Raw genomic sequence first — 26,824 nt, forward strand, 5'->3', positions numbered from 1 at the left:
AGGGAAGCCATGGAGCCCGTCCCTGTACCCGTCGGTGACTACCTGGGCTGCTACGGACGCGTCCCGTTCGGCGGCGGCCCGTCCCGCATCTCGTACGTGACCGCCCCCTTCGGGCAGCGCCCGTCCTGGTCCGACCCCGGCCGCCACCTCGTCCAGTGGGCGGCGCCGGGGACGGCCCGGGTCCCGTTCCCCTCCGAGCGGGAGAGACTCCTGCTGACCGGCGTCGTCCACGGCCCGGTCACGCCCGCGTGGGTCGGGCGGCTCGTGTCCGCCCTCAAGGAGGGCCGCCACGCGGAACTGGCCCGCATGCCCGGCGAACTGGCCGGGGCGCTGGTCACCGACCACCGGGTGTTCCTCTTCCGCAGCGCCGCGGGCGAGGAGGGCCTGCACTACCGGTGCTCCGCGGACCTGCTGCGGTTCTCCACCGACCCGACCGACCTGCTCGACGGCCCCGGGGAGTTCGACCCGGAGGCCGTCCGGCGCTCCTGCCGCGGCGAGGCGGTCTTCGTCTACCCCGGCGTCACCCCCGTCCCGCCCGGCCGGATCGTCACCGTCGAGCGCGGGGCGGTGACCACGGCCGCGTACGACCCGGTGACCCCGCTGGAGCTGCCCGCGCGCACCACGATGGCGGAGTACGCCGGGACCGCCTGGGACCTCCTGCTGGAAGCCGTACGGCCCTACGCCGGCCGCGGCCGGACCGGCATCCTGCTCAGCGGCGGCCTGGACTCCGCGGCCGTGCTCGCGGCCCTGGCGGCGGCCGGCGCCGACGTCGTCGCCTACCACCGGGCCACCCGGGACCCCCTCGCGGACGAGTCCGGATACGCCCGGGCGGTCTGCGAGCACCTGGGGGTGCCGTTCGTGCCGGTCGTGACGGACCACGGCGCCGGATACCTGGACGAGCGGTGGGAGTTCCCCCACCCGTACAACCACACGGCCTACCGGTGGCTCGAACAGACCGCCGAGCGCGTCGCCCGGGACGGGATCACCTTCCTCGCCTGGGGCCGCGAGGGCGACCGGATCTTCGGCCCGGCGCGCTACGGCCTGCACGGCGTGCTCACCGGCGACCTGCCCGCGCGCGAGAAGGCCGTCCTGTGCCGGGGGCTGCTCACCTCCCGCTGGGAGCTCCCCCGCATCCTGCGCAGCGCCGCGCCCGGCTCCTCCCTGCTCGACGACGGGGCGCCCGGGCGCGGCGGCGGGCGGCCCGCGGACTTCCTCACCCCGTCCGCCGCCGGCCGGGACGGCGCTCCCGCCGCCGCGGGCGCCCCGCCGGAGCACCCCGGCCCCACGCCGCAGGAGCACTGCGCGAACCTGACCCTCTGGCGGCCGCGCGGCATCCAGCTGTGCAACCCCCTCGGCAGCAAGGGCCTGCGGCGGCTCTCCGCCCGCATGCCGGACGCCTACCGGCTCCTGCCGCACCAGGGGCGGCTGATCACCAAGCCGGTGCTCCGGCTGATGCTCTCCAGCCGGTTCCCCGCGGCCGTCTGGCGGCGGCACGGCCGGCTGTGGCCCGGCTCCCCGCACAAGGACTACGTCCTCGGCCACCGCCACGTCCTCGCCGCCCTCATCGGCGGGCCGGAGGCGCACCTCGTCCGCATGGGCATCGTCGACCCCCTCCGGCTCGCCGGCGTCCTGGCCGAGCCGGCGCGGCTGCGCCTCAACGCGGACGCCCTGCTCAGCACCGCCATGACCGAGCTGTTCCTGCGCAGCGACGCGCGGCGCACGCCCGCGAACCGGAGGGGATTCACCCGATGCCTCTGATCGGCCTGGCCGAGCACGCCGTCTTCGACGACACCGACGACGCCGGCCTCATCCTCGACACCCGCCGCGGTGTCTGCCTGGCCCTCAACGCCACGGCCACCTACATGCTGCGCACCGCCCTGGCGTGCGACTCCGTGCCCGCGGCCGTCGCCCGGCTGCGCGAGGACTTCGACGCGGACGACGCCACGCTCGCCGCCGGGCTGGCCGGGCTCGCCGACCGGCTGGGCGAGCGGTCCCTGCTGCTCGGGGACGGTGAGCGCCCGCCGCGCAGGCGCCTCCTGCGGAGGGCGGAGCGGTGAGCGCGGACTGGGAGTTCTTCCTGGACGGCCCCCGGGAGGGCCCGCCACCGCCGGCCGTCCCGCTCCGCCTGCGGGCCGTCGCCCTCGCCCGCACGGCCCGGGCGCTGTGGCTGTACCGGCGGCGCGGCTGGCGCGGGGCGTACCCGTACCTGTGCCGGGCCCGGCCCGCCCGGGGCTCGGCCGCCCTGTCCGGCCTGTCGCCGGGCACGGCGGTGCGGCTGGCCCGCCGGGAGATCCTCGGCGCCCAGCTGGTGCTCCGCGCGATGCTGCCCAACGGTCCCTGCCTGGCGAGGTCGTTGGCCCTGACCACCTATCTGTGCGCGCTCGGCCTGCCCGTGCGCATGACGGTGGCCCGGGGCCGCGCCACGCCCTCCCCGTCCCAGGCCTTCCACTCGTGGGCCGAGCTCCACGACACGGTCCTGACCGACAACCCGGACGTCCGGCTGGGCTACACGGTGCTGCAACGGGTCCCGTGACGACGGCCCTTGCCGCCGACGATCACTTGTTCTAGCGTGATGCGAACAAGGTGCACGATCTTGACGGCGTCGGGGGAGATCGGGGGGCGGCAGCATGACCAGCAGCTCGAACGGCAACACGAACGGCGGTACGGACAGCGGTACGGACGGCGGTACGGACAGCAGCGACGCGCAAGGCGGCCCGGGGGCGGAGACGGCGGCCTGGAGCCGTACGGTCGTGGCGGGCTGGATGGTGGCGCTGGGGGCGGTGTCCGCCGTGGTGTTCGTGGTGGTCGCCGTTCTTGCCGCCGGCTTGCGGTCCGTCTTCCTGATCCTCCTGGCGGCTTCGGCGGCCCTGCTGGCCACGGGCGCCGTCCGGGTCACGGTCACGCCCCACGGGGTGGCCGTCCGCTCCGTCCTCCTCCCCTTCCTGCAGCGCCGGATACGGCTGTCCCGGATCCGGCACGCGTCGGCGCGGCAGACCCGGCCGGGCGAGCTCGGCGGGTGGGGGTACCGCTGGCTGCCCGGGCAGACCGCGGTCTCCCTGCGGGCGGGCGACGCCCTGTGGCTGGAGCTGACGTCCGGGAAACACTTCGTCGTCACCGTCGACGACGCCGCCAACGCGGCGGCGCGGGTGAACAGTTCCCTGGCCGCGGTGAAGGAGTGACGCGGTGAAGACGTGGTGAAAGAGTGACGGGAGAGGCCAGGACGGCGAACGACTGGCGACGGACGCCGGACGCCGGACGACGACAGGAGCGCATCAGCATGACCGTGGAGAGCGGCGTGACACGGACCCTCGCCCGCACCGCGACCGGCAAGGCCGTGGACGTCTACGGGACGCCCGGTGCCGGGAGCGCGCCCGCCGTCCTGCTCTGGCACGGCATGGGACCGGACGAGCGGGAGATCGTGCGGCCCGTCGCGGAGGCGGCGGCCGCGCAGGGGGTCGTGGTCCTCGCCGCGGACTGGCGTTCCGACGCCCCCGACCGCGGCATGGCGCACCTGCTGGACTCCCTGGCGTTCGTACGCGAGCGCGCGGCGGAGTTCGGCGGCGACCCGGGCCGGGTCGTGGTCGCGGGGTGGTCGGCCGGCGCGGGGGCGGCGGTGGCCACCGCGCTGCGGCCGGACCTGTTCGGCGGGTGGCGGCCGGCCGCCGTCGTGGGCCTGGCCGGCCGCTACGACGTGCCCGCCCGCACCACCGCCTCGGTCCCCCTGAAGGACCTCGCGGACCCGCCGGCCGGGGCCGCACCCGTGCCGGTGCGGCTCGTGCACGGCACGGTGGACGACCAGGTGGACATCCGCTCCTCGTGGGAGTTCGCCGCCGCGCTCCAGGGGCACGGGTGGCCGGTGCGGCTCGACGAGCCGCGGACGGACCACGCCGGAGTCCTCGGAAGCGAGTTCGACCCGGCGCTGGGCCGCCTCCGCCCGAGCACGGCCGAACACGCCCTGGAGGGCTGCCGGATCACGGCCCGCGCCCTGGTGGAGGCGGCGGGGACCACGGCCTGACGGGCTCGCCGGCCGTGTCACCGCTCGGGCGACGCTGTCACCGATCAGGCGACGCTGCCGTCCTGCGGGCCCACCTCCTCCGTCCGTACGGACGGAAACGCGTCCACGATGGTGAAGGCGCTCTCCACTCCGGCCACGCGCATCACCCGCGACACGCGCGCCACGCCCCGCACCACCCGTAGCCGCCCGCCGCGGCAGAGCATGCGGTGCCGGGCTCTGAGCAGCAGCCGGAGCCCGCTCGCGTCCAGGAACGTCACGCGGCGGAGGTCGATCACGATATCGGCGCGGCCCCGTTCGGTCAGCGCGTCCATGCGCGGCCCGAGTTCCTGTTCCGCCAAGATGTCCATCTCACCGTGCAGTTCAATGATGATCGCGCCGCACGCCACACGCTCCCGCATGGCGAAGGCGGGCTCGTCCGCGCCCATGTCGCCCCTCACCGACCTCCCTCGGCCCCTCATCTCCGGCACCGGCGATCCACCGGCCGCCGGATACCTTTCTGGTGCCCCCGCAGTACGTGAATCTCACCTTTGTCGCAAAGCTGTGATCGCGCCTCCGGATTCGCCCGCGCCGGAGCGCGCGCGGGCGCGGAACGCACGAGGCCCCGGCTCCGGACCCGGGCGCGATACGGGTCCGGGGCCGGGGCTCCGGAAAAGCAGGTCGGGGGAAGCGGCATCGGGGGGACAGCCGCTTCCCCCGTCGGGGTCACGGCCTCCAAGTCCGGGCCGCAGTCGGGGGGAAGCTCGCGGCCCTGACCCCGCAGTGAGGCCATGTCCCTGGCCCTCCGGATTCCTGCCAGATCCGGTACGGGCTCCCCCCATCCTCCGCCCCGGCGCACGGGCCCCCTTACGGCGAAGGACCCGGCTTGGCAGGCCTTTGGTCCTTAAAGGTGGTGTGAAGAAGGCGGTGGCGGCCGGCGTGAGGACGGCGCGCGGAGAGGGGAAACCGCGGGTTCGGGCAAATGTGCGGATAGACTCCGCCTCCGTAGGAGGCGATCACGGGGGACGCGGTCGCAGGGATCACCGGGGGAGGAGTGCCTCGTGGCGCAAGCGAAGAAGATCGCGCTCTGGGCTGCCGTCATTTTCGTGTCGTACACGATCATCCACTCCCCCAAGCGGTCGGCGGAGCTCGTCCAGATAGGGTTCGAGGGCATCTCGGACGCCGCCAAGAGCGTCGGCGAGTTCATGACCCAACTGATCAGCTGACGGGCCGCGCCGCCGAGCCGGAGCGGTCCGGCCGCCCGGCGTGGAGGCAGTGCCGTGATTCGTCACCTCGTCCTGTTCAAGCTCAACGAGGGCGTCCGGCGCGACGACCCGCGCGTCGTCGCCGGGGTACAGGCGTTCGAGGCGCTCGGTGACGCCGTCCCGGAGGTGCGCTTCTGGGAGTGCGCCTGGAACATCTCGGACCGGCCGATCGCCTACGACTTCGCCATCAACTCGGCCGTCGACGACGCCGAGGCGCTGCAGCGCTACCTGGACCACCCCGCGCATCAGGCGGGTGTCGCGCAGTGGCGTGAATTCGCCACTTGGGTGATCGCCGACTACCCCTTCTGAGCGCCCGCTGCGCACGGCCCCTCGCCACCTGGGCGAGGGGCCGTTTTTATGGTCAACACGATGTTATGGGGTTCTTGCACACAGTGCACATGTCTTGTGATGCTATGACCGCTTTTGCCGGATGAGTTGACCATGAAGGGTGGCAGAACCGTGTCGGCCCGAACCGTCCCCGAAGCCCCCCTCCAGGAAGCCCCTCCCCAGCGCGACCAGCCGCCCGCGGGTGCCACCGCGCGCTCCCTCGGACCCGACGCCGACCCCGGCGGCCCCGAGCTCCTCGAGCACCCCGGCCGGGGTGCCGCCCCGGACACCGGCACGGCCGGCCCGGCGCAGACCGCGGCGAAGGCTGCCGCGGCCTCCGCCGCGGACGTCACCGGGGACGCCACCGGGGACACCGGCCCCGACACCGCCACCGGCCCCGGAGACGACTCCGACGACCCCGACGACGCCGGCACCGATCACCCGAGGAGCCGCGGCGCCGACGCCAGGGCCCTCACGCAGGTGCTCTTCAAGGAATTCGTCACCCTGGAGACCGGCACGCCCGAGCACGCCCGCGTCCGGGCCGCGCTCATCGAGGCGAACCTCCCCCTCGTCCGCTACGCCGCCGCCCGCTTCCGCAGCCGCAACGAACCCATGGAGGACGTGATCCAGGTCGGCACGATCGGCCTGATCAACGCCATCGACCGGTTCGACCCGGACCGCGGGGTGCAGTTCCCGACCTTCGCGATGCCGACCGTGGTCGGCGAGATCAAGCGCTACTTCCGCGACAACGTGCGCACCGTGCACGTCCCGCGCCGGCTGCACGAGCTGTGGGTGCAGGTCAACGGCGCCAGCGAGGACCTCACCGTGCTGCACGGCCGCACGCCCACCACCGCCGAGATCGCCGAGCGGCTGCGCATCCCCGAGGACGAGGTGCTGGCCTGCATCGAGGCCGGCCGCTCGTACCACGCCACCTCGCTGGAGGCCGCGCAGGAGGGCGACGGGCTGCCCGGCCTGCTGGACCGGCTGGGCTACGAGGACCCGGCACTCGCCGGGGTCGAACACCGTGACCTCGTGCGCCACCTGCTCGTGCAGCTGCCGGAGCGCGAGCAGCGCATTCTGCTGCTGCGCTATTACAGCAATCTGACGCAGTCCCAGATCAGTGCGGAGCTGGGCGTCTCCCAGATGCACGTATCCCGGCTGCTCTCGCGCAGCTTCGCGCGGCTGCGTTCCGCAAATCGGATCGAGGCCTAACCCTCACGAGTGACCCCCTCCTCATACGAGGCAGCAGATATGTCGACTTGACGCTACAGCGTGTTGCCGACATGTGACATTCTGCAGGAACTGCGTTTGCCACAGCGCGGCCTCCGGTATTCAGGTGGGGGCCAACCCCTCGTGCGAGGGGCACCGCTGTGACCCGTCCGCGACCTCAAGGGGGTGGCATGTCCGTAGACCTGGGCAGCGCGAAGGTGCTCGCCACCGACGCACCACACGCCGTGCTCGACGACTGCGAATCCATCGACACCCGCACCCTCTCCCGTTCACTCTTCCTGCGCCTGGCCGCCCTCGACCGGGACAGCGCGGAGCGCGCTTACGTCCGCGACACCCTGATCGAGCTCAACCTCCCCCTCGTGCGCTACGCGGCCGCCCGTTTCCGCAGCCGCAACGAACCCATGGAGGACATCGTCCAGGTCGGCACGATCGGCCTGATCAAGGCGATCGACCGGTTCGACTGCGAACGGGGCGTGGAGTTCCCCACCTTCGCGATGCCGACGGTCGTGGGCGAGATCAAGCGGTTCTTCCGGGACACGAGTTGGTCGGTGCGCGTGCCGCGCCGGCTGCAGGAGCTGCGCCTCGCCCTCACCAAGGCCAGCGACGAGCTCGCACAGAAGCTCGACCGCTCGCCCACCGTGCCCGAACTGGCCCTGTGCCTGGGCGTCTCCGAGGACGACGTCGTCGACGGCCTGGCCGTCGGCAATGCCTACACCGCGAGCTCCCTCGACTCCCCCTCCCCGGAGGACGACGGCGGCGAGGGCTCCCTCGCGGACCGGCTCGGCTATGAGGACAGCGCACTGGAGGGCGTCGAGTACCGCGAGTCCCTCAAACCCCTCCTGGCCAAACTGCCCCCCAGGGAACGGCAGATCATCATGCTGCGCTTCTTCGCCAATATGACGCAGTCGCAGATCGGCGAGGAGGTCGGCATCTCGCAGATGCACGTATCCCGGCTCCTGACCAGGACGCTCTCGCAGCTCCGCGAGGGCCTCATCGCGGACTAGACGCACCACCACGGGGGATCTCACGGGGGAACATCCACCATTCGGCGAGTCGCACGGGGGATCGCCGGCCTGCAGCACCCACCTCTGCACCACCCACCTCTGTACTCCTGACTGACCGTCAGCCACACTGGGCCGATGCGTCGGAAGACGATCGTCTCCGCATCCGCCTCAGCCGCGGCGGCCGCACTCGCCCTGGGAGCTGTTCTCGCAGGTTGCGGCGGCACCGACCGCGACGCCTACGTCGCCTCCGAGGCGGCAGGCCCCGGCTCGTCCTCCCACCCGGTGGGCGGCGCCGTTCCGCCCGACGAGGGCGTCGAGTTCCACTCCTTGCCCGCAGCGCCGCCTTCCGGCCGCTCCCCGGGCCACTCACCGGGCTCTCCGGTTCCGGGTTCTTCCCGGCCGCCGGCCTCTTCGTCCCCGCAGGCCCCGCACTCGCCGCAATCGCTGCCATCGCCCCAGTCGCCGCTGCCGCCGTCCGGCAGGGGCAGCAGCCCGCAGGGCTCCGGAGACGGCACGGATCCCCGTACGGGCGCCGGAGGCCGTCCGCGCACCGGGAGCCCCGCACCGCCGGTGAAACCGTCGCCGCCGTCACCACCCGCGCCGCCCTCACGCCCCGGGCAGCCGTCGCACACACCCGAGGCCGCCCGGCTGGAGACCGGCGAGGCGCGCCGGTCCGCGGACGACGAGGGGCGGCGCTGGTGCGAGAAGGTCACCGTGCCGCTCGCCAACTCCGGTGGCAGCCCCGTCACCACGGGCACCATCACCTTCGGCAGCCACGTGATCGACCTGCTCGGCCTGGACTGGTCCACGATCACCTCGGCGCAGCCGCTCCCCGTGCCGATCGAGGCGGGCGCGGCGGTCGAGGGGGCGTGGACGGTGTGCGTCGACGCCTGGCGCGTGCCGTGGGGCATGCACGTCGAGACGCGCGACGTGAAGGTGGAGTGGGGTTGGTCCGGGGAGTCTCCCGGGTGATCGTCCGAGCCCGGGCTCAGCCGAGCGCGAGCCACACCACGGCCGCGACGACCACGATGCTCGCGATCACGCCGGCGATCAGGCCGGCGCGGGGTCCGGACGACCGGGCGGGGGCGGGCGCCGCCGCGCGCCTGCCCGAGGGGCCGCCCTGGCCCTCGTCGACGAAGGCGCGGAACATCTGGGTGCTGCCCGCGGGGTCGTAGCTCTCGGGGTTCTGCTGATGGGGGTTGGCCATAGGCCAGGACCCTAGCGAAGGAGGGGCGGATGGCGCGCAGCGCCCCGCTCTACTGAGGCGCTCCGTCCGTTTCCGTTCCGACCTGCGGCTTTACACCCCTCTAGAAATCCTTGGCCCTACCTTTACCCATGGAAACTCCATTTCACTTGCCTGTAGCAACCAACTCCTGGTTACATCGTTGCCCTAAGCAACTGTAGTGGGGAGGGCGGCGCGGGTGGCCGAGCAGGAGCAGTACGAAGAGCTCGCCCGGCAGCTCAGCGCCGTCGCCGCCGTCCGGCGCGACCTCGCCCGCGTACTCCCGGCGGACTGCTCGCCGGCCGCGGCGGTCGTGCTGACGATGCTGCGGCAGTACGGCGAGATGCGCATGGGCAAGCTGGCCGAACTGCTGCTGATCGACATGTCGGTGACCAGCCGGCACGTCGCCTACGCGGAGGCCCGGGGCTGGCTCGAACGGCACCCGGACCCCGCGGACCGGCGGTCCCGGCTGCTGCGCATCAGCCCCGACGGCGAGGCCCTGCTCCGGCAGGTCTCCGGGCGCTACACCCAGGCGCTCGCGACCTGCCTGCAGGACTGGTCGTCGGAGGACGTCGGCCGGCTCATCGAGCTGCTCGGACGCTTCCGCGAGAGCTTCGACGGCTGCCGGACCACGCGCACCGCGTAGACCGGCACCACGTAGACCCGCAGGACCCGTAGAACCCGCAAGACCTGCAAGACCCGTAAGACCCCGCAGACGTACACACACCTCAAGCCACACTCGCACCGCAAAGGAACTTCATGGCTTCGACCACACCGGCCGGTGTGGGGGGCGGCCACGCCAAGCACGGCGGCCAGGACGCCGGCGCCCCCATGACTCACCGGCAGATCATGGAGGCGCTGTCCGGGCTGCTGCTCGGCATGTTCGTCGCCATCCTGTCCTCGACGATCGTCTCCAACGCACTGCCCGAGATCATCTCCGATCTGCACGGCAGCCAGTCCTCCTACACCTGGGTCGTCACGGCCTCGCTCCTGGCGATGACCGCGTCCACCCCGCTGTGGGGCAAGCTCTCCGACCTGTTCAGCAAGAAGCTGCTGGTCCAGATAGCCCTGATCGTCTACGTCGCGGGCTCGGTCGTGGCCGGCCTCTCGCAGAACACCGGCACGCTCATCGCCTGCCGGGCCCTGCAGGGCATCGGCGTCGGCGGCCTGTCCGCCCTGGCGCAGATCATCATGGCGGCGATGATCTCCCCGCGCGAGCGCGGCCGTTACAGCGGCTACCTCGGTGCGACCTTCGCCGTCGCGACGGTCGGCGGCCCGCTGCTCGGCGGCGTCATCACCGACACCGACTGGCTCGGCTGGCGCTGGTGCTTCTACGTCGGCGTGCCCTTCGCCGTGATCGCGCTGATCGTGCTGCAGAAGACGCTGAAGCTGCCCGTGGTGAAGCGGAACGTGAAGGTCGACTGGCTCGGCGCGTTCTTCATCAGCGCCTCGGTGACGCTGCTGCTGGTGTGGGTGACCCTGGCGGGCAAGAACTACGACTGGATCTCGTGGCAGACGTACGCCATGGTCGGCGGCTCGATCGTGCTCGGTGCGGTCTTCGTCTACGTCGAGTCCAAGGCGTCCGAACCGATCATCCCGCTGCGGCTGTTCCGCAACAAGACGATCACCCTCTCGTCGGCGGCGAGCCTCTTCGTCGGTGTCGCGATGTTCAGCGGCACGGTCTTCTTCTCGCAGTACTTCCAGCTGGCGCGCGGCAAGTCGCCGACGATGTCCGGCGTGATGACGATCCCGATGATCGCCGGCCTGTTCCTGTCGTCGACGATCTCCGGGCAGATCATCACCAAGACCGGCCGCTGGAAGGCCTGGCTGGTCAGCGGTGGCGTGCTGCTCACCGCGGGCCTCGGGCTGCTCGGCACCATGCGCTACGACACGCCGTACTGGCACCTGGCCGTCTACATGGCCCTCGTCGGCCTCGGCATGGGCATGATGATGCAGAACCTGGTGCTCTGCACGCAGAACCAGGTCGCCCCCAAGGACCTCGGCGCCGCCAGCTCCGTCGTCACCTTCTTCCGCTCCCTCGGCGGCGCGGTGGGCGTCTCCGCGCTCGGCGCGGTGCTCGGCAACCGGGTGACGGACTACGTCAAGGACGGCCTCGCCGCGCTCGGCCCGCAGGCCGCGGCCGCCGCGGCCAGGAGCGGCGGCTCCGGCGGCGGCATCCCCAAGCTGGACGCGATGCCCGCGCCGCTGCGGACGGTCGTCGAGAGCGCCTACGGGCACGGGGTGGGCGACGTGTTCCTCTACGCCGCGCCGTGCGCGCTGCTGGCCTTCGTCCTGACCCTGTTCATCAAGGAGGTCGCCCTGCAGGGACGGCCCGGGGCCCCGGCGGCCGGCGCCGCCGCCGTGGAGCAGGAGGCGGAACCCGCCCGGCAGGGCGGCTGACAGACCCCGTCGGCCGGGGCGCGGAATCGAGCGGAGACGCGCCCCCGGCGGACGGAAACCGGGACCGGAACGGCATGAAGGTCCCGGAGACGGGCCCCGGGTGGTGGCGCGCGCACAGGCAGGGGACGGCCTGCGCGCCACCGGCCGGGGCCTTCAGTCGTGGGAGCCGTTCAGCTGTGGGAGCCGTTCAGCTGTGGGAGCCGCGGTCCCGCATGACCTCGATGCCGGCGATCACCGTGTCGAGCGCGTACCCGAAGTCGCGCTGCCGCATCTCCGCGACGGACCCCGCCTTCTCCCAGACCTCGGTGACCTCGGCGGCCTCCCGGTAGGTCTCCGCCCACTCGGGCCTCGCGGAGACCACGTTCATGACGTCCCGGAAGTACTCGTTCTCGGTGACGCCGGCAGCCCGGCAGCGCTCCTTGTACAGGCCCTCGACCGTGCAGAAGCCGTAGACGAACTGGAAGAGGGCGGCGAGCGCGCCGGTGATGCGCTCCTGCGGGATGCCGCTGCGGCCCATCACGGCGAGGGTGGAGTTCGAGAACGCCATGGAGCGGGGGCCGAGGTTGAGGTACCGGCCCACCAGGCTGGAGACCCACGGGTGGCCGGCGAGGCACCTGCGGTAGGCCTCGGCCAGGCCGCGGAGCTGGTCGCGCCAGTCGGCGCCCTCGTCGGTCAGGTCCGGGAGCGGCACCTCGGCCCAGATCTCGTCGAGGGCGTACTCCAGGAGGTCGTCCTTGTTGTCGACGTACCAGTAGACCGACATCGCGGTCACGCCCAGCTCGGCGGCGAGGCGCCGCATGGAGAACTTCTCCAGGCCCTCGGCGTCGAGCAGGCGGATCGTGGTGGCGACGATGCGCCGCCGGTCGAGGCCCGCGCCCTGGTCGTCCCCGCGCCGTGGGGCGGGATCGGGCTTCCCGGCCAGCCACACACTGGCCCGCGGCCCGCTCGCCGCGCCCTTACCGCCGCCCGCCATCCTGCGCCTCCCTCTCATTTCCCATCCGCACCAAATGCTAGGCCCTGCCCCACGCCCCCCGGGCGCCCCCGAAACATGCCCCAGCTCCCGCAACCCCCTTCGAGGACCCGTCGGGCCACCCCGCCCCATCACCCCCACCGCGGCGGGTTCAGGGCCACACGCCCGATGGACCACCCGGCCCATCAACCCCGCCGCAACGGCGAGCAACCCCACACCACCCACCCGGCGGTGCCGGACCCACCTCAGGCCGGAACGGCACCGCCGAAACCCGCCGCGACAGCTGAACACCGCCGCGGCGGAATACAGGGGCCGGGCCCTGCGACGCGCCCCCGCCCGAGGGGCCCGATGGGTCCGGCCCATCGATCCCGCCGCAACGGCGAGCAACCCCACACCACCCACCCGGCGGTGCCGGACCCACCTCAGGCCGGAACGGCACCGCCGAAACCCGCCGCGACAGCTGAACACCGCCGCGGCGGAATACAGGGGCCGGGCCCTGCGACGCGCCCCCGCCCGAGGGGCCCGATGGGTCCGGCCCATCGATCCCGCCGCAACGGCGAGCAACCCCACACCACCCACCCGGCGGTGCCGGACCCACCTCAGGCCGGAACGGCACCGCCGAAACCCGCCGCAACGGCTGAGCGCCGCCGCGGCGGAAACAAGGGGCCAAGCCCCACCCCGCCTGCCCGGCGCAGCCGGAACGGCACCGCCGCGGATTCAAGGGCCCGCCCCGCGAGGGAAGCGTTACTGCGGTGTCTCCGAGCGTTCCGCCCTGCGCAGCAGGAGCGCTGCGATCAGGCCGCCCGCCAGGACCGCCGCCGCACCGACCAGCTGACTGGTGTGCACCCCCGTGGCGAACGCGTCGGCGATCGCCGCGCGGTCCCCGTCCGTGCGGGCACCGGCCAGTGCCGCCGGAAGCGAGCCCGCCCCCGCGGCCACCGCAGGGACCAGCGCCGCGAAGCGCGAGTTCAGCACCGCGCCGAGCACGGCCACGCCGAGCCCGTTGCCGCACTCCTGCAGCGTGCCGTTGAGCCCCGCGCCGACGCCCGCCTTCTCCGGCGGAATCGCGGACATGATCGCGGTGGCCATGGCCGGCATGGCCAGCGCGATGCCGGTGCCCATCAGCACGAGTCCGAAGAACATCCCGCCGTACCCGTCCGCCCCGAGGACCGCGATCGCCGCGAGCCCCGCCGCCAGCAGCCCCATGCCGCCCGCGATCGAGACGGGCGTGCCGACCTTCGGCAGGAGGCGCGCCCCGACGCCCGTCAGGTTGAGGACGATGATGACGAGCGCCAGCGGCGACATCCGCAGACCGGTCTGCAGCGGGTCGTAGCCGAGCACGAGCTGCAGGTGCTGCGTGAGCAGGAAGAAGGACCCGCCCATGCCGAAGGCGACGAGGATGGAGCCGGAGACCGCGCCCACGAACCGCCGGTTGCGGAAGAACTGCATGTCGAGCATCGGGTACGGAGCCCGCCGCTCCCACACGGCGAACGCCGCCAGCACCACGACGCCCACGGCGCCCGAGACGAGCACCCGCGCGGACGTCCACCCGTGCTCGGGCCCGGAGATGATCGCGAAGGTGACGCCGGTCATGCCGATCGTGGACAGCAGCGCACCGAGCAGGTCGGGCCGCTCACCGGCCGGGTTCTTGGACTCCGGCACCCACTTGAGGACGGCCAGCAGTCCGAGCACCGCCACCGGCAGGTTGATCAGGAAGATCGAGCCCCACCAGAAGTGGTTGAGGAGCGCCCCGCCGATCAGCGGCCCGGCGGCGAAGCCGAGCGAGCTGACCGCGCCCCACAGCCCGATCGCCTTGGTGCGCTCCTCGTCGTCGAAGACCTGGACGATCACGGCGAGCGTGGTGGTCATGAGCAGCGCCCCGCCGACGCCCATGCCGGCGCGGGCGGCGATCAGCTGCCCGGTGGTCTCCGACAGGCCCGCCGCGAGCGAGCCGATGCCGAAGAGGGCGAGCCCGGCGGCGAGCAGCTTCTTGCGTCCGTAGCGGTCGGCGGCGCTGCCCGCCGTGAGCAGGAGCCCGGCCTGGACCAGCGAATAGGCGTTGATCATCCACTGGATGTCGGACGTCGCGGCGCCCATCTCCTCCGTGAGGGAGGGGATGGCGACCGTGAGGACGGTGTTGTCGAGCAGGACCGTGAGCTGGGCGAGGCAGATCACGGCGAGCACCACCCACCGGGTGGGGTTGCGCTCCGGCCGCGGTGCGGCGGCGGAGCTCGGTGATTCCGTGGTCGGCGCTGACATGCGCGATCCCCCTTGTACAGCGTATGACTGGCTTGCGTCGTACACCGTACAAGAACTCCTCTACGCCGTACAAGGCTTTATTTCCGCACCGGCCTCGTCAGGTCGTAGAGCGTCGCCCCACCCACCGCGACCTTGGTGAAACGCGCCTCCACCCAGGCCGCGATCTCCGCGGAGACGGAGCTCCCCCGCGCGCCGCCGCCGGGCCCGCCCCGCCGTTCCGCGCCGCCGGAGGCGATGAAGTAGTGCACCTTCCCGGCCGCCACGCACGCCTCGAACTGCCGCAGCCTCGGCGACGGATCGCTCCCGTTGAAGCCGCCGACGGCCATCACCGGCACCTGCGCGGCGAGCTGGTAGGCGGCCGCGTTCTGCGAGCCGACGGCGGCGGCCGCCCAGGTGTACGACGCGGCGTCCTTCTTCACCGCGGCGGCCGCGGCGGCCCCCACGCGCTGACCGCCGAGCAGACCGCCCATGGCTCCGCCGCCGGGCCGGCCGTACCCCTCGGCCCCACCGGGACCACCGGAACCGCCGGGACCACTGGGACCCCCAGGGCCGCCGAAGCCCCCGGAACCGCGGTCCCCCCGCGGACCCTTGCCGCCGGGGCCGGGCGGCGCACCCCCCGGCCCTGCGAACCGTTCGCCGCCCCGCCCGGCCGCCCGCATGCCGCCACCTCCGCCACCGCCACCGAACCGCCCCGCACCCTCCACCGCCGGCCCGGCCGTCACGATCGACCCGCCGTGCGGCGTGCGCACGGTGTTCAGCGTGTACGCGAGCGGCGCCGCCAGCGCGCTGCCGGTGGACAGGGCCACGGCCACCGCCACGGCCCCGCGCGCCGGCGCACCGTCCCGCCCGCTCCCCCGCACCCGCCCTCGCCGTACGAGCAGCAGCGCACACCCCGCCGCGACACCGCCCAGCAGCACGGCCCACTTCAGCCACGGCAGCCACTGCGGAGTGCGGCCGAGGAGGACGTACGCCCAGGCGGCCGTCCCCGTCACCACCGCGGCCAGCGGGGCGAACGCCCGGCGCCGCCACAGCAGTACGGATCCCATGCCGGTGAGCGCCGCCACGTACGGCGCCAGGGCGACGTTGTAGTACTGGTGGAAGATCCCGGACATGAAGCTGAAGACCGCGAAGGTCATCAGCAGCGCCCCGCCCCACGCCAGGAACGCCGCCCGGCGGATGTCCGTCCTCCCGGCGCGCCGCGTCAGCAGCAGCCCCGCCAGCAGCAGTGCGAACGCCGCGGGCAGCAGCCAGGCGATCTGGCCGCCCATGTCCGTCCCGAACAGCCGCAGGATGCCGGTCTCGCCCCAGCGCCCGCCGCCACCCGGGCCGCCGCCTCCGCCCACGCTCCCGGTCTCGTTGCCGTTGAGACGGCCGAGTCCGTTGTAGCCGAAGGTGAGTTCGAGGAAGCTGTTGTGCTGCGAGCCGCCGATGTACGGGCGCGAATCCGCGGGCCACAGCTCGACCACGGTGACCCACCAGCCGCCGGAGACGACGGTCACCAGCCCCGCGAGCAGCAGCTGCCCCGCCCGCCGCAGCGGCCGCACCGGCGCGCACACCGCGTACAGCAGGGCGAGCGGCGGCAGGATCAGCCACGCCTGCAGCGTCTTGGTGAGGAAACCGAGACCGAAGCAGAGCCCCGCCAGGAGCAGCCACCCCGTCCGCCCGGCCTCCAGCGCCCGCAGGACGCACGCCACGGCGCACACCATCAGCAGGCACAGCAGCGCATCGGGGTTGTCGAAGCGGAACATCAGCGCGGCGACGGGCGTCAGCGCGAACGCCGCGCCCGCCTGCAGCCCGGCCGCCTCCCCGAAGTACCGCCGCACGGAGGCGTACAGCACCCCCACCGCGGCCACACCCATCAAGGCCTCGGGCACGAGGATCGCCCACGGGCCGAGCCCGAAGAGCCGTACGGACAGGCCCATCGGCCAGAGCGCGGCCGGCGGCTTGTCGACGGTGATCGCCCCGGCGGCGTCGGATGCGCCGAAGAAGAACGCCTTCCAGCTCGCGCCGCCCGCCTGCGCGGCCGCGGCGTAGAACTGGTTGGCGTAGCCGGACGCGCCGAGGTCCCAGAGGTAGAGCGCGCCGGTGACGGCGAGGAGCGCCACGAGCCGCAGCTTCGCGCCCTTCGTCATCGAGGTCGACGAGGTAGACGAGGTAGACGAGGTAGACGTGACCGTCGTGGTCAAAGTGGTCGACGTGGTCGAAGTGGTCGACGTCGTCATCGTTCGTTCCTTGTCGCAGAGGCCGCCGCCGGGAACACCCACGCCCGCAGCAGCAGGAACCGCAGCACCGTCGCCGCGAGGTTGGCCGTGACGAGCACGGCGAGTTCGGCACCGTGGGAAGGGCCGGGAGAAGCGCCCTGGGCGGCCGGGGAGCCGCCCGCCGCGTGCAGCGCGGCGAGCGAACCGCTGGTCAGGACCAGGCCGATCGCGAAGACCACCAGGCCCTGCGCCTGGTGACGCACCGCGCGGTCACGCCCGCGCACCCCGAAGGTCAGCCGCCGGTTGGCCGCGGTGTTGGCGAGGGCCGACAGCAGCAGCGCGGCCGCGTTCGCCGCCTGCGGCCCGGTGGCCGTGCGCAGCAGCGAGTACAGCGCCAGGTAGAAGCCCGTGCTGAGGACGCCCACCGCGCAGAAGCCCAGCAGCTGCCGGGCCAGGCCCCGCGGCACGCCCGGCACCGCCCGGTCGCGCGGATCGTCCCCGAAGGGGCGGCGCAGCCGGTCCAGCGGCAGCGCCCCCGTGGCGAGGGCGCGCCCCACGCGCCACACGCCCCGCAGGTCGTCGGCCGCCGTGCGGACGATCCGCACGGAGCTGTCCGGGTCGTCGACCCAGTCCACCGGCACCTCGTGGATCCGCAGGCCCGCCCGCTCGGCCAGCACCAGCAGCTCGGTGTCGAAGAACCACCCCGTGTCCTCGACGAGCGGCAGCAGCCGCTCGGCGACGTCCTTGCGGACCGCCTTGAACCCGCACTGCGCGTCAGAGAACCGCGCCGCGAGCCCCGTCCGCAACAGGACGTTGTAGGCGCGGGACACGAACTCCCTCCTGGGCCCGCGCACCACGCGCGAACCCCCCGCGAGCCGGGTCCCTATGGCCAGGTCGGAGTGGCCGGAGACCAGCGGGGCGACGAGCGGAAGCACGGCGTTGAGACCGGTGGACAGGTCGACGTCCATATAGGCGAGCACGGGCGCCTCGGACAGCGACCAGACGGTGTGCAGCGCCCGCCCGCGCCCCTTCTCCTCCAGCCGGACGGCGGTCACCTCGTCGAAGGCTTCGTCCAGGGCGGCGGAGACCTCGGGCGTGCGGTCGGTGCTCGCGTTGTCCGCGACGGTGATCCGGAACCCGTACGGAAAGGTCGCCGTGAGGTGCGCGTGCAGCCGGCGCACGCACGCCTCCAGGTCGTCCTCCTCGTTGTGGACGGGGATCACGACGTCGAGCACGGTGCCGTGACCGCTCACCGGGAGGGGCGCGCGGGCGGGAAGAGGCGGGCTGTCGGCAGTCATGAGCCGACCGTGCCGGGGGCGCCTGTCGCGAGCGTGTGGGCGCCCTGTGCCGGGCCTGTGAATCGGTACTGATCCCCCGCCGCGACGGCGCTCAGCCCTGTCGGTCCTGTCGATGGACCCGGCGGTGCCGCACCGGCAGTTCCACCGTGAAAACGGTCCGCCCGGGCACGCTCGCCACCCCCACCCGTCCCCCGTGCGCCGCAACGACCGCCCGTACGATCGCGAGCCCCAGCCCCGAACCCCCCGCCCCGGTCCGCGTCCGCGACGCGTCCCCCCGCGCGAACCGCTCGAAGACGTGCGGCAGCAACTCCGCCGGGATGCCGGGCCCGTCGTCCTCCACCTCGGCCTCCACGAGCCCACCGCCGGAGGCAACCCGTACGCGAGCGGTCACCGTCGTCCCCGCCGGCGTGTGCGTACGGGCGTTGGCCAGCAGGTTGACGAGGACCTGGTGCAGACGGGCCGCCTCGCCCCGTACCGTCACCGGCTCGGCCGGCAGGTCGAGGCGCCACGCGTGGCCCGGCCCGGCCGCCCGCGCGTCGCTCACGGCGTCGACCACGAGCGGAGAGAGGTCGAGGTCCGCGAGCGCCTGCGGGCGGCCGGCGTCCAGGCGGGCGAGGAGCAGCAGGTCCTCGACGAGCCCGGTCATCCGGTGCGCCTCGGACTCGATGCGGCCGAGCGCGTGCCGGGTGACCGGCCCGATCTCTTCGCGGCCTTCCCCGGCGCCCCCGCCGGGCACGGCCCGGCGCGTGAGTTCGGCGTAGCCGCGGATGGAGGCGAGCGGCGTCCGCAGCTCGTGACTCGCGTCCGCGACGAACTGCCGGACCCTCGTCTCGCTCTCCTGGCGCGCCGTCAGCGCCGAACCCACGTGCCCCAGCATACGGTTGAGCGCCGCGCCGACCTGACCGACCTCGGTCCGCGGATCGGCTTCCGCCTCGGGCACGCGCTCGTGCAGGGCCACTTCCCCTCTGTGCAGGGGGAGTTCGGAGACGCGCGTGGCCGTCGCGGCGACCCGCCGCAGCGGCCCCAGCGCGATCCGTACGGTGGCCGCGGCGGCGATCCCGGCGGCTGCGAGCCCGGCCGCGGTCACGCATACCTCCACCACGACAAGGGTGTTGAGGGTCTCCTGAACGCCGGCGGCGGGGATGCCGACCAGGTACGTCGTGCCGTCGGGGGCGGTGACGGACTGGGCGCGGTACTGTCCGCGCCCGGGCAGTCCGACGTCGTGCGGCCTGCCGTCGCGGGGGAGCGCCGCGAGGGCCTCGCTCTGGGCGGAGGTCAGCGGTTCGCGCACGGGCTCGCCGCCCCGCGTGGTGCGGGCGGGCGTGCTGACGGCCGAGTCGGCGATGCGGCCGTCGGGCGCGGTGAGCGCGCCGACGGTGCCGATGGGCTGGCCGCCGCCCTGCACGAAGCTCAGCGGGCCGCCCCTGCGGGCCTGGATGTCCGGCGGGTGGGGCGCCGCGGCCCGCCGCGCCGCTTCGCCGAGCTGCGTGTCGAGCTGCCCGTACAGGTAGCTGCGCAGCACGATGGCCGTGACCGTGCCGATCACCGCGCAGACGACGGCGACCAGCACGACGGTGGACAGCACGAGGCGCGTCCGCAGCGGCCGCGGGCGGCTCACGCCGGCGCGGCCGGCTTGATGAGGTAGCCGGCGCCGCGCCGCGTGTGGATCATCGGCTCGCGTCCGGCGTCGATCTTCCGCCGCAGGTAGGAGATGTAGAGCTCCACGACATTGGCCTGGCCGCCGAAGTCGTACGACCAGACCCGGTCGAGGATCTGCGGCTTGCTCAGCACGCGCCGCGGGTTGCGCATGAGGAAGCGCAGCAGCTCGAACTCGGTGGCGGTGAGGTGGATGTCCGTGCCGCCGCGGGAGACCTCGTGGCTGTCCTCGTCCAGGACCAGGTCGCCCACGGTGAGGACGGAGCCGGGGCGCGGCGCGACGGCGCGGGCCCGGCGCAGCAGCCCGCGCAGCCGGGCGACGACCTCCTCCAGGCTGAAGGGCTTGGTCACGTAGTCGTCGCCGCCGGCGGTGAGGCCGGCGATGCGGTCCTCGACGGCGTCCTTGGCGGTGAGGAAGAGCACCGGCACCTCTGCGCGCTCGCGGCGCAGCCGCCCCAGCACGGTCAGCCCGTCCATGTCGGGCAGCATCACGTCGAGGACGACGGCGTCCGGCCGGAAGTCCCGCGCGACGCGCACGGCCTCGGCGCCGCCGGCCGCGGTGCGCACGTCCCAGCCCTCGTAGCGCAGGGCGAGCCGGAGCAGCTCGGCCAGGGAGGCCTCGTCGTCCACGACGAGGACCCTGACGGGGCCGCCGTCGTCCCGCAGGAGGGGGGCGGGGGCGGCAGGGGCTGGGGTGAGGGAGGGGTCGGCCGTCATGGGACGAGGGTGCGAGCGGCGCGTGAGAGGCGTCTTTCGGCTCTCTGTGATTCTCCTGAGAATCGCGCGCGCTCCACGCGCTCTTCCGTCCCGGACGGGACGGGACGGAAGACTCCGGATACGCCGAAGGCCCGGTACCTGAGGTACCGGGCCTTCGGTCTTAGTAGCGGGGACAGGATTTGAACCTGCGACCTCTGGGTTATGAGCCCAGCGAGCTACCGAGCTGCTCCACCCCGCGACGAACGGGAGAAAGACTCCCGTCAGTGCGCTCGGCAGGATTCGAACCTGCAACCTCTTGATCCGTAGTCAAGTGCTCTATCCGTTAAGCTACGAGCGCTCGGCTTCCCGGCGTTTTCTTGCCGGTCGGCGTTGCGTGGACAACATTACATGAACTCCGCCGCCACGCGAAATCCATTCCCCGCACCCGCTCCGGCCTGCGAAAACACCCTCCGGAGCGCTTCCGGAACGGCCCCGGCGACCCCCTGCGGACAAGATCGCCCGGCGGCCCCGGCGCCACCACCCGTACAGACACCCGACAACGCGGAAGCCCCGGCCGTCTCAAGGACGACCGGGGCTTCCGGCGACTGCGGAGGCGGAGGGATTTGAACCCTCGATGGGCTTTAAGGCCCAAACCGCATTAGCAGTGCGGCGCCATAGACCGGACTAGGCGACGCCTCCAGCCCACCCACGCATGCGCGGGTGGTGCGATGCAGATGATGGCACAACCTCGCGGTCGCTCACCAATCGCACCCCTACGGTACCGGGCTTTCACCGGGCGGGGCAAAGACGTTTTCCGGAGCGCAACGCGTTGCCGCCCGGCGCGTTAGACGGGTGAAGGGATCGGCCGGGCCCTGCACGCCCCCCGTTCCGCCTCTCCTGCCCCCCGGACCCTGGAGTCCCGCATGCTGCTCCGTCGCCTCGCCCTCGCCGCCGCCGCGCTCGCTCCGGCGGCCCTGCTCACCCTCCCGTCCGCCTCGGCCGCCGGGCTCCCCATGCCCCCGGCCAACCCCGAGAGCAACGACCACCTCACGGTGACCGTCAGCGACACCGGGAAGTTCGGCCCCTCCGTCGCGGGCGTACGGACCTACGAGCTGTACTGCCACCCGGCCGGGGGCACGCACCCGCGCGTCAGAGAGGCGTGCGGCCAGATCGACAGCCGGACGACCTGGGGCAAGGACCCGTTCGCCCCCGTCCCCAAGGACTCGGTGTGCACGATGATCTACGGCGGGCCGCAGCGCGCCACGGTCACCGGCAAATGGGCCGGCCGCCCCGTGAAGGCCGAGTTCACGCGGAAGAACGGGTGCGAGATCGACCGCTGGGACCGCTTCTCCAGTCTGCTCGGCACGCCCGCGGGTACCCCCCACGTCCACCACAAGGGCTGACACGTAAGACATGTCGGGCCTGCGGCAGGACGCCCCACGGCGCCCGTCCGGCGCGCCTCGCCGCACGCCTCGTCCGCCGCCGCGCCCGCCCCGGCAGCCCGTAGACTGCGCTCCAGTGACACGCCACGGCGCGGCGGACCGCCCGCCCGGCGAGGTCGGCAAGGTGCGGTAACCAGGGAGGAAGCGTCGTCGTGAGCAGCAGGCCATCCCGAGGCGCTGCTCGCCTCGCAGCCATACTCGACGCCCTCCCCGACGCCCTGTTGCTCGTCAATTGCAACGGCACGGTCGTCAACGCCAACCACATAGCTCTCGAGACCTTCGAGGTTCCCGGCACGGGGCTCGTCGGGCGCGGGCTGCTCTCCCTGCTGCCCGACTTCGACTCGCGCCGCATCCCCGGCTCCATGCGCCTGCCCGACAGCGACGACGGCCGCACCAAGCCGACGCGCATGGTCGCCCGGCGCACGGACGGTTCGGAGTTCCCCGTCGAGGTGACGAGCGCGAACCTGGAGGACGGCCGCACCCCGTACGCCGACCACCAGCCCTACACGGGCGACGAGCTGCTCATGCTCGTCGTCCGCGACCTGACCGGCACGCTCGACACCGAGGCCGAACTCGCCCGGCAGCAGCGGCAGACCGAGATGATCCTGCGCGCCGCCGCGGAAGGCGTCGTCGGCGTCGACACCGCCGGCAAGGTCGTGCTGGTCAACCCGTCCGCCGCGCAGATCCTCGGCTACCGCGCCAGCGACCTCGGCGGCCGCGAGCTCCACCCCCTGATCCACCACTCCCGGCCGGACGGCACGCCGTTCCCGTACGAGGAGTCCCCGATCGCCGACACGCTGCGCTCGGGGCGCAAGCACCGGGTGCGCGGGCAGGCGCTGTGGGCCAAGGACGGCCGGGCGGTCCCCGTCGACCTCACCACGGCGCCCGTGCGCGACGGCGACCAGCTCGTCGGCGCGGTGATGACCTTCACCGACCGCCGTGCGTACGACGCGCTCGCCGCGCGCCACGCGCAGCTGCAGGCCGTCCTGCAGGAGTCCCTGCGCGGCCCGCTGGAGCAACTGCGCGCCGAGCTCGGCACCCTGGCCGCCGACCCGGCCGGACAGCTGTGGCCCGAGGCCAACCAGATCCTGCACCACCTGTCCGCCGGATACGCCCGGATGACGACCCTTGTCGACAATGTCCTCGCCTATCAGGAGCTGGACTCCGGCGAGGCCAAGCTGGAGCGGGAGACCGTTGCCCTCGACGAGGTCGTGGCCGCGGGCGTCGACGGCGCGGTCGAGCTGATCGGCCCCGGCCGGGCGCAGTTCGCCGTGCACGCGCCGGCCATCGAGGCCGAGGTCGACCGCGAGCGGTTCGCCCAGGCCCTGGCGCACCTGATCGCGGACGTCGCGGGCGTCGACGCCACGGGCAACGCCCCCGCGGGCGCCGCGCCGAGCGGCGACTCCACGATCGTCGTCGCGGCGGCACAGCGCGGCGAGGTCGTACGGATCGAGGTCCGCGGCCCCTACGCGGGGGGCGACCCCGTCCACGGACCCCTCGTGCGCGGCATCGTGCGGGCGCACGGCGGCGTGCTGCAGACCCACGACGTGCCGGGCGCGTCGGGCGGCAGCGCGTACGTCCTGGAGGTGCCCGTCTCCGCGAAGGGCGGGCCCGTCAGCCCCGCCGCCACGGAGCGCCGCTCCGCCACGGACACGATGAACGCCACCACCGTCATGCCGGTGCCGTCCCAGCGGGCGCGCGGCACGGCGGAAGCGTCCGCCTCCTCCGGTGCCGCCGACGCCTCCGCCGCACCGGGCAGCGGGCGGCGGGCGCGCCGGGGCGCGGACGGCGACACCGCGGGCGACGGCGCCGCGCAGCCGGCACCGCCCGCGCAGAACGACGACACCCCGCCCACCGGGCGGCGGCGCGCCAAGCCGCGCACCGACGAGGAGCCGCCGGTGCCGTCGGCGGCGGCCGAGGGCGACGGCGCTGCCGCGGCCCGTGCCGCCCGGCACGGGCGCGGCGGGCCCGAGGACGCCTCCGGTACGGGCCGGGGCGGCGGGTCCGGCCCGGGCCCGGCGCCGGGAGCGGAGCCGAAGCCGGCCGGTGACGGCGACGCGAGCGGCCTCGTGCCGCCGCAGGGCTCGCCGGCCGGGCCGACGGGCCGGCGCGCGCGCAGGGAACAGCCGCAGCAGGCCGAGGCGCCGCGCACGGCGTTCGCCCTGCCGCCCGCCGAGGCCGACCGCACGCCCGAGTCCGCCGCCGCGGCCGCCCCCACCGGGCGCCGGGCGCGCCGGGCCCTCGCGGAGTCCCCCGAGCGGCCGATCCCCGGCCAGACCGCCGCGGAACCCTCCGTCCCGCGCGCGCCCTTCGCCCTTCCCCCGGCCGACGCCGACCGCTCCCGCGAACCCGGCGGCCTGCCGGGAGCCCCCCGCAAGCCCGCCGACGACGAGGGCCCCGCGGGCCGCGACCGGAGCGGCGCCGGGCACGCCGAGGCGGAGTCCGCGGGCCGCTTCCCGGGCCAGGGCGGCCCGGACGCCCAGGCCGGGCGGGGCGGCACGTCCGCCTTCCTGGGATCGAACGGCCCCGCGCCGGCGGACAGGGGAGGCGCCCCGGCGCCGTTCCCCGCCCCGGGCGGACCGGCCCCCGCCGGTACGGGGACTGCTCCCGCACCGTTCCCGGGCCGTCCCGGGAACGCGCCCGCGGCCACCGACGCGAGGGCACCGCAGGCACCGTTCCCCGCTCCCGGCGGGCAGGGAGGCACGTCCGCCTTCCTGGGGACGAACGGCCCCGCACCCGCCGACAGGGGAAGCGCCCCCGCGCCGTTCCCTGGCCAGACCGGCCCCGCACCCGCCGACACGAGGGCGCCGCAGGCACCGTTCCCCGGCCCCGGCGCCACGGACAGCCCCGGGCAGGGCGGCGGCACGTCCGCCTTCCTCGGGCCGAACGGTCCCGCACCCGCCGGTGCAGGTACCGCTCCCGCACCGTTCCCGGGCCGACCCGGCCCTGCACCCGCCGACGCGAGGGCACCGCAGGCACCGTTCCCCGCCCCCGGCGGCACGGACCACCCCGGACAGAGCGGCGGCGGCACCTCCGCCTTCCTCGGGACGAACGGCCCCGCACCCGCCGACAGGGGAAGCGCCCCCGCGCCGTTCCCTGGCCAGACCGGCCCTGCGCCCACCGACGCGAGGGCACCGCAAGCAGCGTTCCCCGGCCCCGGCGCCACGGACAGCCCCGGGCAGGGCGGCACCTCCGCCTTCCTGGGCGCGAACAACCCCGCACCCGCCAACAGGGGAAGCGTCCCCGCGCCCTTCCCCGGGGCCAACGGACCCGCACCCACCGGCCCGGACACCCCCGGGCAGGGCGGCGGCACGTCCGCCTTCCTCGGGCCGAACGGCCCCACTCCCGCGGAAGCGGGAAGCGCCCCCGCGCCGTTCCCCGGCCCGAACGGGCCGGGCGACCCGGCGGCAGGCCCGCGCCCCGGCGGTTCCGCGCCCGGATCCGGACCTGCCGGCGCCGGCGGTCAGGGCCCCCGGCCGGGCAGCGCCCCGACGCGACCGCCCGGCGGGCCCGACGCCGCGAAGACGCAGTCCGGGCCGAACGGGCCCGGCCCCTTCCGCGGTGAGCACGACCGGCCCGGGCAGAACGGCGGCGCAGCGCCGCACACCGATGGGCCGACGCCGGAAGGCGCCCCCGCGTCGTACGGCGCCACGGGTGTGCGCGAGACCGACCCGTCCCGCTCGGGCGGCCCCGCCGCCGGTGCGGAGCAGCCCGCCGTCCCCGCCCCGACGGGCCGCCGCCGTGCGCGCCGGGCCCTGGCGGAGGAGCCCGGCGCGGCCGGAGCCGCCGCGGCGCCCGGCACGGACACCTCGGGGCGCCCGATCAGCGTGCGCGCCCTGGGCCAGGCCCCGCCGTTCGCCCAGCAGCCCGGCCAGGAGCCGGCGCCGGGCGGTTCGGGCCGCCGCCGCCGGCTCGGCAACCCGGCCGAGGGCGAGCGCGAGCCGCAGGCGCCCGCTCAGGGCCAGCCGCAGGCACCGGCGCAGCCGGCACCGCGCCCGCCCCTGCTCGACGCCCCGTCAGGGCGTGCCTTCACCATAGGAGCTCCGGACGAGGGTTCGGAGGGGCCCGAGCCCCTCGACGGCCCCAACGGTGCGGTGGAAGTCGTGAACGCGCCGCGCCCGCCGATGGACGACGAGCTGCCCCCCGAGCCGCTGGACAACCCGCGCCGGCTCCTCGTGTGGCCCGCTCCGGACGCGTCCACGGAGGCGGCGCTGACCGAGCGCGGCTACCGGCCGGTGCTGGTGCACTCGCGCGAGGAGGTCGACGCGCAGACGTCGGCGTACCCGGCGGCGCTGTTCGTGGACCCGCTGACGGGGCCGATCACGCGCACGGCGCTGCAGTCGCTGCGCGAGGCGGCCGTCGCGGCCGGTGTCCCGGTCCTGGTGACGGCCGGGCTCGGGCAGGCGACGCGGGAGGCGGCCTACGGGGCGGACCCGGCGGTGCTGCTGAAGGCACTGGCGCCGCGCGACAGCGAGATGCACCCGCCGCGCGTGCTGCTGATCGAGGAGCACGAGCCGATCGCGGTCGCCCTGACGGAGACGCTGGAGCGGCGCGGCATGCAGGTGGGCCGTGCGGCGACGGACGCCGAGGCGGTGACGCTGGCGACGCAGATGCGCCCGAACCTGGTGGTGATGGACCTGATGCAGGTGCGCCGCCGCCGCGCGGGCATCGTCGACTGGCTGCGCGGCAACGGCCTGCTCAAGCGCACGCCGCTGGTCGTCTACACCTCGGCCGGGATCGACCCTGCGCAGCTGACGGGGCTGGTGGCCGGGGAGACGGTGCTGTTCCTGGCCGAGCGGTCGACGAGCGCGGAGGTGCAGGGCCGGATCGTGGACCTGCTGTCGAAGGTGGGCACGGACTGAC

Annotated in this window: 22 protein-coding genes and 3 tRNA genes; 14 read left to right on the plus strand and 11 right to left on the minus strand. The window is 74.3% G+C overall.

Going from position 1 to position 26,824, the window contains the following annotated elements; all coding sequences use genetic code 11:
* The first annotated feature begins 9 nt into the window (after positions 1–9).
* From ACFPP6_RS11175 to ACFPP6_RS11195, 5 genes are all read left to right on the plus strand, one after another.
* Positions 10–1,758 carry an asparagine synthase-related protein gene (locus tag ACFPP6_RS11175; protein ID WP_382039736.1) on the plus strand — a complete coding sequence of 583 codons (1,749 nt, stop codon included), beginning with the start codon at positions 10–12 and terminating at the stop codon, positions 1,756–1,758.
* Positions 1,749–2,057 carry a PqqD family protein gene (locus tag ACFPP6_RS11180; RefSeq protein WP_382039739.1) on the plus strand — a complete coding sequence of 103 codons (309 nt, stop codon included), beginning with the start codon at positions 1,749–1,751 and terminating at the stop codon, positions 2,055–2,057. The genes ACFPP6_RS11175 and ACFPP6_RS11180 overlap by 10 nt, the downstream gene beginning before the upstream one ends.
* Positions 2,054–2,533, plus strand: coding sequence for a lasso peptide biosynthesis protein (locus ACFPP6_RS11185; RefSeq protein ID WP_382039742.1), 480 nt, complete (start codon positions 2,054–2,056; stop codon positions 2,531–2,533). Before ACFPP6_RS11180 ends, ACFPP6_RS11185 begins: the two co-directional genes overlap by 4 nt.
* 94 nt (positions 2,534–2,627) lie before the next feature.
* Positions 2,628–3,179, plus strand: a complete 552-nt coding sequence (locus tag ACFPP6_RS11190; protein ID WP_382039745.1) for a hypothetical protein — start codon at positions 2,628–2,630, stop codon at positions 3,177–3,179.
* Positions 3,180–3,277: 98 nt separating this feature from the next.
* Complete coding sequence (locus ACFPP6_RS11195) at positions 3,278–4,015, plus strand: alpha/beta hydrolase (RefSeq protein ID WP_382039748.1); 738 nt, start codon at positions 3,278–3,280, stop codon at positions 4,013–4,015.
* 44 nt (positions 4,016–4,059) lie between these two features.
* On the opposite strand, the gene ACFPP6_RS11200 is transcribed toward ACFPP6_RS11195, so the two are convergent.
* Positions 4,060–4,440: an STAS domain-containing protein gene (locus ACFPP6_RS11200; RefSeq protein WP_382039750.1), complete on the minus strand. Its 381-nt coding sequence runs from the start codon at positions 4,438–4,440 to the stop codon at positions 4,060–4,062.
* A gap of 612 nt (positions 4,441–5,052) precedes the next feature.
* Here ACFPP6_RS11200 and ACFPP6_RS11205 point away from each other — a divergent pair.
* From ACFPP6_RS11205 to ACFPP6_RS11225, 5 genes are all read left to right on the plus strand, one after another.
* A complete protein-coding gene (locus tag ACFPP6_RS11205; protein ID WP_168092965.1) occupies positions 5,053–5,217 on the plus strand; it encodes a hypothetical protein in 165 nt (54 codons plus the stop codon).
* A gap of 54 nt (positions 5,218–5,271) precedes the next feature.
* Positions 5,272–5,565: a Dabb family protein gene (locus ACFPP6_RS11210; protein WP_058045432.1), complete on the plus strand. Its 294-nt coding sequence runs from the start codon at positions 5,272–5,274 to the stop codon at positions 5,563–5,565.
* Positions 5,566–5,697: 132 nt separating this feature from the next.
* The gene (locus ACFPP6_RS11215; protein WP_382039754.1) at positions 5,698–6,795 is read left to right on the plus strand and encodes an RNA polymerase sigma factor SigF; all 1,098 of its coding nucleotides are present in this window, start codon (positions 5,698–5,700) and stop codon (positions 6,793–6,795) included.
* A 188-nt stretch (positions 6,796–6,983) separates the two neighbouring features.
* A complete protein-coding gene (locus ACFPP6_RS11220; RefSeq protein WP_058045431.1) occupies positions 6,984–7,817 on the plus strand; it encodes an RNA polymerase sigma factor SigF in 834 nt (277 codons plus the stop codon).
* A gap of 135 nt (positions 7,818–7,952) precedes the next feature.
* Positions 7,953–8,789 (plus strand): hypothetical protein, encoded by an 837-nt coding sequence (locus ACFPP6_RS11225; protein WP_382039757.1) that lies wholly within the window; start codon positions 7,953–7,955, stop codon positions 8,787–8,789.
* A gap of 16 nt (positions 8,790–8,805) precedes the next feature.
* Here the strand turns inward: ACFPP6_RS11225 and ACFPP6_RS11230 are convergent, their stop codons facing one another.
* A complete protein-coding gene (locus ACFPP6_RS11230) occupies positions 8,806–9,024 on the minus strand; it encodes a hypothetical protein (protein ID WP_382039760.1) in 219 nt (72 codons plus the stop codon).
* Between the two features lie 214 nt (positions 9,025–9,238).
* Here ACFPP6_RS11230 and ACFPP6_RS11235 point away from each other — a divergent pair, with 214 nt between their 5' ends.
* Together ACFPP6_RS11235 and ACFPP6_RS11240 are read left to right on the plus strand one after the other, a co-directional pair.
* Positions 9,239–9,685, plus strand: a complete 447-nt coding sequence (locus ACFPP6_RS11235) for a MarR family winged helix-turn-helix transcriptional regulator (protein ID WP_382039763.1) — start codon at positions 9,239–9,241, stop codon at positions 9,683–9,685.
* A 185-nt stretch (positions 9,686–9,870) separates the two neighbouring features.
* Positions 9,871–11,439, plus strand: coding sequence for an MDR family MFS transporter (locus ACFPP6_RS11240; protein ID WP_465269370.1), 1,569 nt, complete (start codon positions 9,871–9,873; stop codon positions 11,437–11,439).
* Between the two features lie 187 nt (positions 11,440–11,626).
* Here ACFPP6_RS11240 and ACFPP6_RS11245 read toward each other — a convergent pair whose 3' ends face one another.
* The 9 genes from ACFPP6_RS11245 to ACFPP6_RS11285 all read right to left on the minus strand — a co-directional run bounded on the left by ACFPP6_RS11245 (position 11,627) and on the right by ACFPP6_RS11285 (position 21,218).
* On the minus strand, positions 11,627–12,412 hold the full coding sequence (locus ACFPP6_RS11245; protein WP_382039766.1) for a TetR/AcrR family transcriptional regulator: 786 nt from the start codon (positions 12,410–12,412) through the stop codon (positions 11,627–11,629).
* Between the two features lie 741 nt (positions 12,413–13,153).
* Entirely contained in the window at positions 13,154–14,668 is a 1,515-nt protein-coding gene (locus ACFPP6_RS11250; RefSeq protein WP_382039769.1) for an MFS transporter, read from the minus strand.
* Positions 14,669–14,745: 77 nt separating this feature from the next.
* Positions 14,746–16,800 carry an ArnT family glycosyltransferase gene (locus ACFPP6_RS11255; RefSeq protein ID WP_382039772.1) on the minus strand — a complete coding sequence of 685 codons (2,055 nt, stop codon included), beginning with the start codon at positions 16,798–16,800 and terminating at the stop codon, positions 14,746–14,748.
* An 86-nt stretch (positions 16,801–16,886) separates the two neighbouring features.
* Complete coding sequence (locus ACFPP6_RS11260) at positions 16,887–18,167, minus strand: bifunctional glycosyltransferase family 2/GtrA family protein (RefSeq protein ID WP_382039775.1); 1,281 nt, start codon at positions 18,165–18,167, stop codon at positions 16,887–16,889.
* 91 nt (positions 18,168–18,258) lie between these two features.
* Positions 18,259–19,785, minus strand: a complete 1,527-nt coding sequence (locus ACFPP6_RS11265) for a sensor histidine kinase (protein ID WP_382039777.1) — start codon at positions 19,783–19,785, stop codon at positions 18,259–18,261.
* Positions 19,782–20,540 (minus strand): response regulator transcription factor, encoded by a 759-nt coding sequence (locus tag ACFPP6_RS11270; protein WP_382039779.1) that lies wholly within the window; start codon positions 20,538–20,540, stop codon positions 19,782–19,784. The genes ACFPP6_RS11265 and ACFPP6_RS11270 overlap by 4 nt, the downstream gene beginning before the upstream one ends.
* Before the next feature lie 164 nt (positions 20,541–20,704).
* Positions 20,705–20,778: transfer RNA gene (locus ACFPP6_RS11275), tRNA-Met, on the minus strand.
* 26 nt (positions 20,779–20,804) lie between these two features.
* A tRNA-Arg gene (locus ACFPP6_RS11280) sits at positions 20,805–20,877 on the minus strand.
* 250 nt (positions 20,878–21,127) lie between these two features.
* Positions 21,128–21,218 (minus strand) — tRNA-Ser (locus ACFPP6_RS11285).
* Positions 21,219–21,442: 224 nt separating this feature from the next.
* On the opposite strand from ACFPP6_RS11285, the gene ACFPP6_RS11290 reads away from it, so the two are divergent.
* Both ACFPP6_RS11290 and ACFPP6_RS11295 read left to right on the plus strand, forming a co-directional pair.
* On the plus strand, positions 21,443–21,922 hold the full coding sequence (locus ACFPP6_RS11290) for an SSI family serine proteinase inhibitor (protein ID WP_382039782.1): 480 nt from the start codon (positions 21,443–21,445) through the stop codon (positions 21,920–21,922).
* Positions 21,923–22,113: 191 nt separating this feature from the next.
* On the plus strand, positions 22,114–26,823 hold the full coding sequence (locus ACFPP6_RS11295; RefSeq protein ID WP_382039785.1) for a PAS domain-containing protein: 4,710 nt from the start codon (positions 22,114–22,116) through the stop codon (positions 26,821–26,823).
* Position 26,824: the final 1 nt, after the last annotated feature.

Origin of the sequence: Streptomyces aureoversilis, assembly GCF_042657885.1 — a bacterium.
Lineage (GTDB): Bacteria > Actinomycetota > Actinomycetes > Streptomycetales > Streptomycetaceae > Streptomyces > Streptomyces aureoversilis.

Bases quoted from the DNA above. Each gene is read 5' to 3' on its own strand.
- ACFPP6_RS11290 (WP_382039782.1), top strand. From the start codon at position 21,443: ATGCTGCTCCGTCGCCTCGCCCTCGCCGCCGCCGCGCTCGCTCCGGCG.
- ACFPP6_RS11220 (WP_058045431.1), top strand. From the start codon at position 6,984: ATGTCCGTAGACCTGGGCAGCGCGAAGGTGCTCGCCACCGACGCACCA.
- ACFPP6_RS11200 (WP_382039750.1), bottom strand. From the start codon at position 4,440: ATGGGCGCGGACGAGCCCGCCTTCGCCATGCGGGAGCGTGTGGCGTGC.
- ACFPP6_RS11260 (WP_382039775.1), bottom strand. From the start codon at position 18,167: ATGACTGCCGACAGCCCGCCTCTTCCCGCCCGCGCGCCCCTCCCGGTG.
- ACFPP6_RS11240 (WP_465269370.1), top strand. From the start codon at position 9,871: ATGACTCACCGGCAGATCATGGAGGCGCTGTCCGGGCTGCTGCTCGGC.
- ACFPP6_RS11195 (WP_382039748.1), top strand. From the start codon at position 3,278: ATGACCGTGGAGAGCGGCGTGACACGGACCCTCGCCCGCACCGCGACC.
- ACFPP6_RS11180 (WP_382039739.1), top strand. From the start codon at position 1,749: ATGCCTCTGATCGGCCTGGCCGAGCACGCCGTCTTCGACGACACCGAC.
- ACFPP6_RS11190 (WP_382039745.1), top strand. From the start codon at position 2,628: ATGACCAGCAGCTCGAACGGCAACACGAACGGCGGTACGGACAGCGGT.
- ACFPP6_RS11230 (WP_382039760.1), bottom strand. From the start codon at position 9,024: ATGGCCAACCCCCATCAGCAGAACCCCGAGAGCTACGACCCCGCGGGC.
- ACFPP6_RS11255 (WP_382039772.1), bottom strand. From the start codon at position 16,800: ATGACGAAGGGCGCGAAGCTGCGGCTCGTGGCGCTCCTCGCCGTCACC.
- ACFPP6_RS11245 (WP_382039766.1), bottom strand. From the start codon at position 12,412: ATGGCGGGCGGCGGTAAGGGCGCGGCGAGCGGGCCGCGGGCCAGTGTG.
- ACFPP6_RS11270 (WP_382039779.1), bottom strand. From the start codon at position 20,540: ATGACGGCCGACCCCTCCCTCACCCCAGCCCCTGCCGCCCCCGCCCCC.
- ACFPP6_RS11225 (WP_382039757.1), top strand. From the start codon at position 7,953: ATGCGTCGGAAGACGATCGTCTCCGCATCCGCCTCAGCCGCGGCGGCC.
- ACFPP6_RS11250 (WP_382039769.1), bottom strand. From the start codon at position 14,668: ATGTCAGCGCCGACCACGGAATCACCGAGCTCCGCCGCCGCACCGCGG.
- ACFPP6_RS11175 (WP_382039736.1), top strand. From the start codon at position 10: ATGGAGCCCGTCCCTGTACCCGTCGGTGACTACCTGGGCTGCTACGGA.
- ACFPP6_RS11215 (WP_382039754.1), top strand. From the start codon at position 5,698: ATGAAGGGTGGCAGAACCGTGTCGGCCCGAACCGTCCCCGAAGCCCCC.